Origin of the sequence: Pelagerythrobacter marinus (genome assembly GCF_034375205.1) — a bacterium.
Lineage (GTDB): Bacteria > Pseudomonadota > Alphaproteobacteria > Sphingomonadales > Sphingomonadaceae > Pelagerythrobacter > Pelagerythrobacter marinus.
Map to the genome: position 1 here is coordinate 2,488,071 of NZ_CP139719.1, position 11,019 is coordinate 2,499,089.

Here is an 11,019-nt window from a genome sequence, read left to right on the forward strand (position 1 = left end):
TCAGAACGGGGTGACGAAATTGAAGAACTTCGACAGCCAGCCTTCGCGGCTGGCGCGCTGGACCGCGCCTTTCCCGGCATAGGTGATCCGGGCGTCGGCGATCCGGTGCGAGGGGATGCGGTTGTCCTGGTCGATGTCCGACAGGCGGACGATGCCCGACAGCTGGACCCATTCCTCGCCCTGGCTCAGTTCCATGACTTTCTCGCCCCGGACCAGCGCGGTGCCATTGGGGCGGACTTCGGCGATGGTCACGGTGATGTCCCCCCTGAAAACGCTGGTCTGCGAGGCGTCGCCCTTGCCCTTGAACGACGACTGGCCCGAAGAATTAAGCACGTTCGGGTCGAACGAGAGCGGGCCCGTGCTCGGCGGTGTCAGCGAGAAACCGCCGTCGCGCCGGGTATTGCTGCTGGCCGACTTGCTGGTCTGCGTGCGTTCCATCAGCACCACGGTGACGAGGTCGCCGACCCGGCTGGCGCGGTTGCCGTTGTAAAGCGGGGTGAAACCGGCCGTCGGCTGGAAGATCGCGCCATTGGCGCTCGCCGCGGGCACCGGCGCGGGCGCCGGCGGCAAGGCGGCCTGGAAACCCACGGCACGCTCGCCCCCGCAGGCGGCGAGCATGAGCGCGCAGGCGGCAAGCGGGGCGGAGCGCAGGGCAGTTCGGGCAAAGGCGTAAGTCATCGGGCCCCTCACAGCGTCTGGTTGGCGTTGCGAAGCATCTCGTCCACCGACGAGACCATCTTCGAATTGATTTCGTAGGCGCGCTGGCACTCGATCATGTCGACCAGCTCCTCGACGATGTTGACGTTCGATGCCTCCAGCATTCCCTGGCGCACGTTGCCGCGGCCCAGTTCGCCGCCCGGCCCCAGCTGCGCCGCGCCGCTGGCGGCGGTTTCGACCAGGAAGTTGTCGCCGATCGCGCGCAGGCCGCCCGGGTTGGCGAAGCTGGCGACCTGGATCTGGCCCAGCTCGGCCGGTTCGGCCTCGCCGTCGATCGCGGCCGAAACGATGCCGTCGGGTGAAACCGCGATCGAGGTCGCGCCCTCGGGAATCGTGATCGCCGGCTGGACGACGTAGCCCTGCTGCGTCACCAGCTGCCCTTCGGCCGAGCGGGTGAAATTGCCCGCCCGGGTATAGCCGAGCTGCCCGCCGGGCAGTTCGACCTGGAAATAGCCGTCGCCGTCGAGCGCAAGGTCCAGCGCATTGCCGGTGGTGTTGAGCGCGCCCTGGGTCACGATCTGGCTGGTGGACTGGACCGCCACGCCGGTGCCGAGGTTGAGCCCGGTGGCATAAGCGGTCTCGCCCGAGGAACGCTGCCCGGCGACGCGCGCGTCCTGGTAGGCGAGCGTGGCGAAATTGGCGCGGTCCTTCTTGAACCCGGTGGTGCCGACGTTGGCGAGGTTGTTGGCGATCACGCGCATCCGCGTGTCCTGCGCCTCGAGCCCGGTGCGGGCGACCTGGAGAGCGGAAGTGGGCATTGGCTGTTCCTTTCGTCAGCTCGTGTCTTGTCGCGGGCGATCAGCCCAGGCGCATCAGCTGCGCGCCCGACTGGTCGCAGTCGCGCGCGGTTGCGATCAGCTTGCTGCGCATGTCGAACAGGCGCTGGGCATCGATCATCTCGACCAGCACCTCGGTGGGTTTGACGTTGGACTGTTCCAGCGCGCCGGTGATCACCTGCGCCTCCGCATCGGCCGGGAGCACGCCCCCGCCCTGGACCCGGAAAAGCCCGTCGAGGCCCTTGGCGATCGGGCTGCCCTGCCACGCGGCAAGCTTGATCTGCCCGACTTCGAGCGGCGGCTGGTCGGGCGCGGCGGGATCGGTCACGCTGACCATCCCGTCGGGCGCGATCGCCACGCGCGAACCCAGCGGCACGGTGATCGGGCCGGCATCGCCGATGACCGGGCGCCCCTCGCCGTTGACGAGCGCGCCGGTCGGCGAAACCGACAGGTCGGCGCGCCGCGTATAGGCCTCCGTCCCGTCCATCGCCTGGACCGCCATCATGGCCTCGCCCTGGATGAACAGGTCCAGTTCGTTCCCGGTGCGGACCATCTCGCCCGCTTCCATCGTCGCGCCGCGCACTTCGGCGCGCTGCATGGCCCGCACGTCCAGCGTCTGGCCGTCGATGGTCACCGGGCGCTGATCGATCAGCTCCGCGCGGAAGCCCACCGTCTGGGCGTTCGCCATGTTGCTGGCGATCACCCGCTGGCGCTCCATCGAGGCGTTCATGCCGCTCAGCGCGGTATAGATCAGGCGGTCCATCGGGTTCCTCCGTTCAGGAAAGGCGGATCACGGCGCGCGCTGCCACCGGTCAGCTGCGCAGGTTGATCACGGTCTGCGAGATCTGGGTCGCGGTATCGATCGCCTTGGCATTGGCCTGGAAGTTGCGCTGCGCGGTGATCAGGCCGACCAGTTCCTCGGCAATGTCGACGTTCGACCGCTCGATCGCGCCCGACATCAGCGAACCGTACTGTCCCGAACCCGGCGAACCGTATTTCGCCTCGCCCGAGATGCCGGTCGATTCCCAGTTGGACGAGCCGACCTGCTTCAGCCCGGTCGGGGTGGTGAACGATGCCAGGGCGACGGAGCCGACCGCCTCGGTCGTGCCGTCGGCATAGGAGGCGGAAACCAGCCCGTCGCTGCCGACCACGACGCCGACGAATTCCGCGCCGTCGGCATTGGCGGTCGGGATCCGCGCATCGACCGGGGTCGTGCCGGTGATATTGCCGTCGGCATCGGTCGGGTAGACCTGCAGGCGGTTGGGCCCGCCGTCGGTGACGAAGCCCGCCTCGTCCACGCCGAACGCGCCATTGCGGGTATAGAGCGTGTTGCCGCTGTCGACCGAGCGGACCGCGAAGAAGCCGTCGCCGGTGATCGCGAGATCCAGCGAGCCGCCGGTCTGCTCGATCGGACCGAGGCCGAAGTTCTGCGTGATCGCCTCGACCGTCGCGCCGATGCCCTTGATCATGCGCGGGTCGGTCTGGGCCGATCCGGCGACGATGTCGGCGAACTGCGTGCTGCCCTTCTTGAAACCGTTGGTTTCGACGTTGGCGATGTTGTGGGCGATGACGCCCAGGTCGGTCTGCGAATTCTTCAGGCCGTTAAGCGAGGTGTAGAAAGACATCTTGGGTGCTCCTGTGCGTCATTCGTCGGGATCGGTCGCCGCCTGCGCGGCGGCGAGGGCATCGAGCTTGTCCGAAATGCCCTGCAGCGTTTCGTTCATCTCGGTGATGCCGGAGAGCGAGGAGAACTGCGCCATCTGGGCCAGCATCTCCTTGTTATCGACCGGGTCGAAGGGGTCCTGCTGCTGGACCTGCACGGTCAGCAGGCGCAGGAAGTCGGCCTGGCCGAGCGAGGCGTAGTCGCGCCCCGTGCCGGCAGTGCCGGCCGCCATCGCGGCGGCATCGGAAGTGGCTGCTACGCTGGTCATTTCATCCTCATCGTTTCGAGCATCAGCTGCTTTGCGGTGGACAGCGCCTCGACCATGTTCTGGTACTGGCGCGAGGCTTCGAGCATCTCGACCATCTCGGCGTTCTCATCGACGGGGGAAGCCCAGACGTCGCCGTTCTCGTCGGCCAGGGGGTGCCCCGGCTCGTGCCGGCGGACCGGCGCGACATCGGCGCGATAGACGCCGTCGACGCGCACCGTGCTCATCCCCGTGGCGGCATCGAGCTGCTCGGCGAAGACCGGGCGCAGCGGGCGATAGGCCTCCTGCTCGCTGGCAGCGACGCTGCCGGCGTTGGCGAGGTTGGACGCGGCCGCGTTCATCCGCACCATCTGGGCGGACATGGCGCGCTGGCCGAGTTCGAACAGGGTCATCGGGCCCGACATCGTCATTCGCCCTTGATCGCGCGCGTGAGGGTTTCGACCCGGCCGCGCAGGAAACCCAGCGTGGCGGTATAGGCCACGGCGTTCTCGGCGAAGGCGGCCTGCTCGCTCGCCATTTCCACCGTGTTGCCGTCGAGGCTGGGCATGACGGGGACGCGGTAGCGGGTGGCCGATCCGATCGCCTGCTCGCCTTCCGCACCGTTCAGCTTCGCCTCCAGCGCGGCGGCGAAATCGATGTCGCGCGCCTTGTAGCCGGGGGTCGCCGCATTGGCGATGTTCGATCCGAGCATGCCCATGCGCTGCGCCCTGATCTCCAGCGCCGCACCGTGAATTCCGAAAAGGCCTTCGCTCATGACAGTCTCCTGACGTGTTCGCCGCCGTTCTTGCAAAGCGCGTGCCAGTTTTCGCAAAGCACGTGCCAGTTTCCGCAAAGCGCGTGCCAGTCGCGTCCGGCGACGGCGATTTCACCGGGGGGCGGCAGCCGGGGCCGGCAAGCGATTGCCGGAAGCGGCAAATGTCCGCCGGGGGCTGAATGGCACGGCGCGGCGGGCGTTCTTTCGGGTCGAGGAGATTTCGATGAACGTCCTGCAACTGCTCGATCCCGTGTCGCTCGCGATCGTGTTCGGCGGCACCCTGGCCGCCACCCTCCTGCGCTGCGGCTGGCGCGACACGCGCGCCGCGCTGGCGGCGCTGGCGCAGCTGCCCCGCCGGCCGTTCGACGTCGCGCGCGTACGCGCCGAGCTGGCGGCCCAGGTGCGCGAGATCGAACAGGACGGTATCCTGCGGGCCGAACCGCACAGCTTCGGCGACGGCGAGTTCGACGATCTCAGCGACGCGCTGGTCCGCCACCGTTCGATCCGGGCCCTGCACGACGAACATGCGCGGCACAGCGCGCGCCGGCGGCAGGTATCGGAAACCGCGACCCGCGTGCTGGGCGAAGCGGCCGAACTGGCCCCCGTGCTCGGCCTGGTCGGTACGCTCGTCGCGCTGGGCGGGTTCTCGGCCGCGGCCGGGGGCGACTACGCGCGCGCGATCGCGACCGCGGTGGTCACGACGCTCTACGGCCTCGTGCTCGCCAATTTCGTGTTCGGCCCGCTGGCCGGCGCCGTCGCGCGCCGCTCCCGCGCGGAAGAGACCGCGCGCGAGGACCTGATCGGCTGGCTCGCCGCGGCGGTCGAACGCTCGATACCGCGCAGCCGGATCGACGCGGGCGAGCCGGCATCGGGCGATGGCGGCAAGGTGGCGGCATGATCGCCTCCTCGATCCGCGGCGGGTGGCAGACGACCCTGGCCGACCTGGCAATGATCCTGTTCATGGTGACCGCGGCGGCCATGGCCGAGCGGCCCGAGCCGGATGCAGACGCGGCCGCGTCAGCAGCCACCCCCACCGAGGCACCCTCTCCCGCCCCGGCCCTGCCGGCAAGCGGGGAGCCGATCGCCATCTACCGCGCCGCGCCCGGGGCCCCGCCCATCGGCCAGTGGCTGGCGGAGCAGCCGCGCGACCCGCGCCAGAACCTGACCATCATCGCCCGCCACCGGCCGGGCGGCGGCGACCGGGCGGCGGCGGCCGCGCTCGCTCTCGCGCAGGAGGCGCGCCGCGCTGGGCGCAGCGCGCGGATCGTGGTCGAACCCGGCCCGGCGGAAGAACTGGCCGCGGTGCTCGATTTCGACGGCCGCCAGCCGAACTGACGGTGCCCGGCAGACTGGCACGACGATTGCAAGGAAGCGGCAAAGCGCATGCGCGAAAGGCGCGCAGCGCGCCCAGCAAGAGGTGATGCCATGCGACCCATTCGGACGATCCTTGCCCTCGGTGCCGCCGGCGCGATTGCCGTCGCGGCCCCCACCCTGGCCGCGGGCTTCCACGATCTTTCCAGCATCGACCGCGCGGTCGAACGCTTCACCGGCGCGCCGCTGGGCAGCGAGGGCGGCGCGCGCACCCCGGTCGACCGGCGGCTGAAGCTGGCCCAGTGCCCCACGCCCGTCGCGCTCGAATGGTATGGCAGCGGCAACCGCACCGTGCTCGTCCGCTGCCCGGTATCGGGCGGCTGGCGGCTGTTCGTGCCGATCGCGGCGAGCCAGGCCGCGGCCCCGGCACGCCCGGTCATCGCGCGCGGCGAAATGGTTTCTATCGCGGTCCAGGGCAGCGGGTTCACCGTCTCGCGCCAGGGCGAGGCGCTGGAAGCCGGCGCGGTCGGCGACTGGATTCGCGTGCGCCCCGCGGGCGAGAAGCGCGAGGCGATCCGCGCCCGCGTGATCCAGCCCGGCCGGGTCGGCATGGATTTGCCGTAAGACCCCTTAAACATCGGCCGCCGGTGCCGTTATCAGTCCCGCTACAGCAACGGAGCGGACCGATGGACCGGATCGACATGCAGGCGGCAAACGGGATCGCGGCGCGACTGAGAACGCGCAGCGCGGCCCCCGTCGCCCGGGCGGAGCAGGCCAGGCCGGCGGCACAGGAAGCCGATCGGGCCGGTGCAGGCGCGCTCGACGCCGTCGCCCAGGCCCGCGGCGAGGCGCCGATCGACGGCGAACGCGTCGCCGGCATCCGCGCCGCGCTCGACAACGGCACTTACCAGCTCGACCCCCGCAAGACCGCCGACGCGATGATCGCCGCGGGCTTCCTGCCGAGGAATGCGAAATGACGACCGAACACGCGACCCTGCGCGACAGCCTGCGGCAAATGCTTGCCCTGCTTGAGAACGAGCGGCAGGCCCTTGCCGCCCTCGATCTCGACAGCATCCTGTCGTCGAGCGACGGCAAGCTCGAACTGTGCGAGGCGATCGAGCGCCAGGCCCATGGCCCGCTGGACGAGGAATGCCGCGGCCTGCTCGACGCGGTGGCGCGGCTCAACGCGGTCAACCGCAAGATCCGCAACCTGATCGCCGCCAATGTCGAGGCGCGCCTCGGCGCGCTGGCCGGACGGATCAGCCTTTACGGATCGGGCCGGCCGATGGTCGCGCGCGAGGCGCCCTACACCGCCTGACCGCCGCACGGCGGGCCGCCCAGGCGGGCCTGCGCCCTTTTTGGCACACCTCTTGCTTGAGACCCGGCGAGTTCAACCACGCCGGGGGCAGTCTTGCCAGAGGTCACATCAGTTCAGCGCAGCGCGGCATCGGGCGACGCCGTCCAGGCGTCGATCGCCCGCGCTTCTGCCGCGACCGGGGTCGATTTCGACTACCTGCTCGCGCAGGCGAAGATCGAATCCAACCTCGAACCCCAGGCCCGCGCCCGCACCTCGAGCGCATCGGGCCTCTACCAGTTCATATCCTCCACCTGGCTCGAGACGCTTGATCGCCACGGCCGCACGCACGGGCTGGACTGGGCCGAGGCGGCGATCACGCGCAGCGGCGGCCGGGCGACGGTCGGCGATGCGGGCCTGCGTTCGCAGATCATGGCCCTGCGCTTCGATCCCGAGGTCGCCTCGCTGATGGCGGCCGAGCTTGCGCGCGACAACGCGGGCGAGCTGCGCGGCTTCCTGGGGCGCGAGCCCGACCATGCCGAGCTATACCTCGCGCACTTCCTCGGTGCCGGCGGCGCCAAGAGCTTCCTCGGCGCGCTGCAGGACAACCCGCTGACGCCGGCGGCATCGCTGTTTCCCAAGGCGGCCGAAGCCAACGGGGCGATCTTCTACAAGGGCGGCCGCGCGCGTTCGGTGGCCGACGTGATGGACCTCGTGCGCGGCAAGGTCGAACGGGCCAAGGCCGGCGACGGGATCGCGCCCGGCATCGCCCCGGCGGCCGGTGCGGCCCTGCCCGCGCCCCTGCCCGCGACCCCGGCGGCGGCCTTCACCCAGGCCCGGCGCAGCTTCGCGGGCGAGCCCGCGGATGGCGGCCGCCCGGCGCCGCGCCCCTCGATGGCAGAGACCCTGCAGGCGACGTTCGGCGGGTCCGGCGCGCTCGGCGGCCGGGCCGCCCGGCAGGTCAATGAAGCCTACGGCAAGTTCAGGGCGTTCGGGCTGTGACCTGGCGGACCTTCCTCGCGCCCTCGATGGCGCTGCCGGTCGGCATTCTCGCGGTCATCGTGCTGATGGTCGTGCCGATCCCGCCGGCCATGCTGGACCTGTTCTTCGTCCTCAACATCGCGCTCTCGGTCGCGGTGCTGATGGCGGCGATGAACGCGGAAAAGCCGCTCGATTTCTCCTCTTTCCCCTCGGTCCTCCTGTTCGCGACGCTGATGCGCCTGGCGCTCAACGTCGCCTCGACCCGCGTCGTGCTGATGAACGGGCACGAGGGCGAAGCCGCGGCGGGCAAGGTGATCGAAGCTTTCGGCGCCTTCCTGATCGGCGGCAACTTCGCGGTCGGCCTGTTCGTCTTCATGATCCTGATGATCATCAACCTGGTCGTCGTGACCAAGGGGGCGGGCCGCGTCTCCGAAGTCTCGGCCCGTTTCACGCTCGATGCCCTGCCCGGCAAGCAGATGGCGATCGACGCCGACCTCGCCGCCGGCCTGATGACCGCCGACGAGGCCAAGGCCCGCCGGCGCGAGATCGCGACCGAGGCCGATTTCTACGGCTCGATGGACGGTGCCAGCAAGTTCGTGAAGGGCGACGCGATCGCCGCACTGCTGATCCTGCTGGTCAACATCATCGCCGGCTTCGTTCTGGGCATGGCGACCCACGGCCTGACCGCGGGCGAAGCGGGCCAGGTCTATGTCACCCTGGCCGTCGGCGACGCGCTGGTGGCGTCGATCCCGGCGCTGCTGCTGTCGATCGCCGCGGCGGTCATCGTCACCCGCGTCGCGGATTCGCGCGACCTGACCGGGCAGATCGGCGGCCAGCTGGCGGAGCCGGGTATCTGGCTGCCGGTCGGCTGCATCCTGGCCGCGATGGGCATGATCCCGGCCATGCCGCAAACCGTCTTCCTGCCGCTCGCGGCGGGGGCCTTCGCGCTCTGGCGAATGCTCAGCAAGCGCAAGAAGTTCGTGCCCGCCGAAGAGCCGGAGCCTGCCCCCGATCCCACCCGCATCGCGATCGGCGACGTGTCGGAACAGGCGCTGGTGACGGTCGAGCTCGGCTTCGGGCTGGTCCACCTGGCCGACGAGAAGCGCGGCGCGCCGCTCGTCGCCCGGTTGACCGGGCTGCGGCGCCAGCTGTGCCAGGCTTTCGGCTTCGTCGTCCCGCAATTCCGCATCAAGGACAGTTTCGACCTCGCGCCCGATGCCTACCGCGTCACGCTGGGCGGGGCGCCGCTCGGCACCGGCAAGCTCAAGGCCGACCGGATGCTGGCGATCGACACCGGCGAGGCCGGCCGCCTGGCCGAAATCCCGGGCGAGGCGACGCTGGACCCGAGCTTCGGCTGCCCGGCGATCTGGATCGAGCCGGCGGCGCGCGATCTCGCGGTTGCCGAAGGCTACCTGGTGGTCGATGCCGAAAGCGTCGTGGCGACCCACGTCAACCAGCTGCTTTCCGCCCGGCCGCAGGAGCTGCTCGGCCCCGACCAGGTGCGCGAGCTGCTCGACATGGTCCGCGAACGCAACGCGCAGCTGGTCGAAACGATCACCCCGCAGCCGCTGTCGCTGGCCGCGATCACCCGCCTGCTGCGCGCGCTCCTGGCCGACGGGATCACGCTGGCCCACCCGATACCGGTACTGTCCAGCCTGTCGCAGGCGGCGCAGCAGACCACCGACCACGAAAGGCTGGTCGACATGCTGCGCGCCGACCTCGGCCCGATGCTGGTCGGCAGCCTCTGCCCGCCCGACCAGCGCCTGCCGGTCATCACCCTGGCCGCCCAGCTGGAGGAAATGGTCGTCGGCGGAATGCAGGACCCGGCCAGCGGCGCAATCGTGATCGAGCCGGACCTGGCCCGGTCGATCGGCGAACGGATCGCCGCAATCATGGCCGAGCGGCCCCATGGCGCGGGCGCGCCGGCGCTGATCGTGCAGCCGCGCGCGCGCCGCCCGCTCGCCGGCCTGCTGCGCCTGCGCGCGCCGGGCTGCACGGTCCTGTCGATCAACGAATTGCCCGTCTCCCAGCCGATCGAGGTGATCGCGGTTGTCGGGGGCGAGGACGATGGCGCCGCGCAGGCCCCGCCCGCGCAGCCTGGCGCCCAGGCCCCGGCCCAGGCCGCCGCAGAGGCCGGCCCGCAGGACGCCGCACAGCCGGGGCCGGGCGCAGGGCCCGCAGCGGGCATGGAGATGAAAACGGAGGCGATGGCCGCATGAAGCTCGATCATACCCAGTTCGCCGCGGCGGAAGCCTATCGCGGCAACGTCGGCGACCGGGTGACCCGGTTCCTGCCGATGGTCCGCAAGCTCGCCTGGCACCTGTCGGGCAGCGGCGGCCCGACGATCGACGTGGACGACCTGATGCAGGCCGGCCTGGTGGCCCTGACCGAGTGCGCGCAGAAGCACGATTCGCCCAGCGACGACGGTTTCGCCGCCTATGCCAAGCTGCGCGTGCGCGGGGCGATGGTCGATCTCCTGCGCAGCGCCTCCCCCGACTCGCGCGGGGCGCGCAGCCGCCGGCGGCAGCTCGAGACAACGCGGGCGAAACTGCGCCGCTCGCTCGACCGTGAACCCTCGGCCGCCGAGCTGGCCGAAGCGCTGGAGATGCCGGTGAAGGAATTCCTGCAGTACGAACGCGATCTTGCCGAGACGCGGCTTGCCTCGCTCGACGAATGCTACAGCGAGACCGACGCCGCCTTCGCCTCGGCCGAGCCGGACGCGGAGCGGCAGGTCCTGCAACAGGAAGACCGCGAAAGCCTGGTCGCCGCGCTGTCGGCGCTGGGCGAGCGGCACCAGCTGGTCATCCAGCTCTACTTCGTCGAGGAACTGAACCTGTCGGAAATCGCCGCCGTGCTGGATGTCAGCGTGCCGCGGGTCCACCAGCTCAAGGCCGCCGCGCTGGCGAGGATGCGCAAGGCGATGGAAGCGGCGTAGAGGCCCACCTTCGCGGCCGGGGAAAGATTGACAAGCCCGCGCCGCCGCCGCACTGGTCGGAGCGACGGTTCCGCGCGCGCCCAGGCACGCGCGGCGAAGAGGGAAGCCGGTGCAAGGCCGGCGCTGTGCCCGCAACTGTAAGCGGGGAGCCCCGGGCCACCGCGTCACTGGCCGCCCGCGCTTTCATGCGGGCGCGGCCGGGAAGACGGCCCAGGGCGCCGATCCGCGAGCCAGGAGACCTGCCGTCGCGTCGTTCGTCCGGGGGAGCCGGGTCAGCTCCAGCCGACGGGAAACCGCGTTTCCCGCAGCAGCGACAGCCACCG

The 11,019-nt window shown here is 70.6% G+C and carries 15 protein-coding genes and 1 riboswitch; of the genes, 8 read left to right on the forward strand and 7 right to left on the reverse strand.

Features of this window, described 5'->3' with window-relative positions; translation table 11 throughout:
• The 7 genes from T8T98_RS12220 to T8T98_RS12250 are packed head-to-tail and all read right to left on the reverse strand — an operon-like array spanning position 1 to position 4,175.
• On the reverse strand, positions 1–678 hold the full coding sequence (locus T8T98_RS12220) for a flagellar basal body L-ring protein FlgH (RefSeq protein WP_160734284.1): 678 nt from the start codon (positions 676–678) through the stop codon (positions 1–3).
• Between the two features lie 8 nt (positions 679–686).
• Positions 687–1,475: a flagellar basal-body rod protein FlgG gene (gene flgG / locus T8T98_RS12225; protein WP_160734283.1), complete on the reverse strand. Its 789-nt coding sequence runs from the start codon at positions 1,473–1,475 to the stop codon at positions 687–689.
• 40 nt (positions 1,476–1,515) lie between these two features.
• The gene (locus T8T98_RS12230) at positions 1,516–2,256 is read right to left on the reverse strand and encodes a flagellar basal body rod protein FlgF (protein WP_251104987.1); all 741 of its coding nucleotides are present in this window, start codon (positions 2,254–2,256) and stop codon (positions 1,516–1,518) included.
• A gap of 49 nt (positions 2,257–2,305) precedes the next feature.
• The gene (locus tag T8T98_RS12235; RefSeq protein WP_251104986.1) at positions 2,306–3,118 is read right to left on the reverse strand and encodes a flagellar hook-basal body complex protein; all 813 of its coding nucleotides are present in this window, start codon (positions 3,116–3,118) and stop codon (positions 2,306–2,308) included.
• An 18-nt stretch (positions 3,119–3,136) separates the two neighbouring features.
• Complete coding sequence (locus T8T98_RS12240; protein WP_160734280.1) at positions 3,137–3,424, reverse strand: flagellar hook assembly protein FlgD; 288 nt, start codon at positions 3,422–3,424, stop codon at positions 3,137–3,139.
• On the reverse strand, positions 3,421–3,831 hold the full coding sequence (gene flgC, locus T8T98_RS12245; protein ID WP_202389112.1) for a flagellar basal body rod protein FlgC: 411 nt from the start codon (positions 3,829–3,831) through the stop codon (positions 3,421–3,423). Before flgC ends, T8T98_RS12240 begins: the two co-directional genes overlap by 4 nt.
• A complete protein-coding gene (locus T8T98_RS12250) occupies positions 3,828–4,175 on the reverse strand; it encodes a flagellar basal body rod protein FlgB (protein ID WP_160734278.1) in 348 nt (115 codons plus the stop codon). Before T8T98_RS12250 ends, flgC begins: the two co-directional genes overlap by 4 nt.
• 223 nt (positions 4,176–4,398) lie before the next feature.
• Here T8T98_RS12250 and T8T98_RS12255 point away from each other — a divergent pair, with 223 nt between their 5' ends.
• The 8 genes from T8T98_RS12255 to T8T98_RS12290 all read left to right on the forward strand — a co-directional run bounded on the left by T8T98_RS12255 (position 4,399) and on the right by T8T98_RS12290 (position 10,696).
• A complete protein-coding gene (locus T8T98_RS12255) occupies positions 4,399–5,073 on the forward strand; it encodes a MotA/TolQ/ExbB proton channel family protein (protein WP_251104985.1) in 675 nt (224 codons plus the stop codon).
• On the forward strand, positions 5,070–5,510 hold the full coding sequence (locus tag T8T98_RS12260; protein WP_251104984.1) for a hypothetical protein: 441 nt from the start codon (positions 5,070–5,072) through the stop codon (positions 5,508–5,510). Before T8T98_RS12255 ends, T8T98_RS12260 begins: the two co-directional genes overlap by 4 nt.
• Positions 5,511–5,600: 90 nt before the next feature.
• A complete protein-coding gene (locus T8T98_RS12265; RefSeq protein WP_160734275.1) occupies positions 5,601–6,110 on the forward strand; it encodes a flagella basal body P-ring formation protein FlgA in 510 nt (169 codons plus the stop codon).
• A 62-nt stretch (positions 6,111–6,172) separates the two neighbouring features.
• The gene (locus T8T98_RS12270; protein WP_160734274.1) at positions 6,173–6,463 is read left to right on the forward strand and encodes a flagellar biosynthesis anti-sigma factor FlgM; all 291 of its coding nucleotides are present in this window, start codon (positions 6,173–6,175) and stop codon (positions 6,461–6,463) included.
• Positions 6,460–6,804, forward strand: a complete 345-nt coding sequence (locus tag T8T98_RS12275) for a hypothetical protein (RefSeq protein ID WP_251104983.1) — start codon at positions 6,460–6,462, stop codon at positions 6,802–6,804. The genes T8T98_RS12270 and T8T98_RS12275 overlap by 4 nt, the downstream gene beginning before the upstream one ends.
• A gap of 93 nt (positions 6,805–6,897) precedes the next feature.
• Positions 6,898–7,782, forward strand: a complete 885-nt coding sequence (locus T8T98_RS12280; RefSeq protein WP_251104982.1) for a lysozyme family protein — start codon at positions 6,898–6,900, stop codon at positions 7,780–7,782.
• Between the two features lie 26 nt (positions 7,783–7,808).
• Positions 7,809–9,980 (forward strand): flagellar biosynthesis protein FlhA, encoded by a 2,172-nt coding sequence (locus T8T98_RS12285; RefSeq protein WP_251105947.1) that lies wholly within the window; start codon positions 7,809–7,811, stop codon positions 9,978–9,980.
• Positions 9,977–10,696, forward strand: coding sequence for a sigma-70 family RNA polymerase sigma factor (locus T8T98_RS12290; RefSeq protein ID WP_160734272.1), 720 nt, complete (start codon positions 9,977–9,979; stop codon positions 10,694–10,696). Before T8T98_RS12285 ends, T8T98_RS12290 begins: the two co-directional genes overlap by 4 nt.
• A gap of 48 nt (positions 10,697–10,744) precedes the next feature.
• Positions 10,745–10,957: riboswitch (cobalamin riboswitch) on the forward strand.
• Positions 10,958–11,019 lie beyond the last annotated feature (62 nt).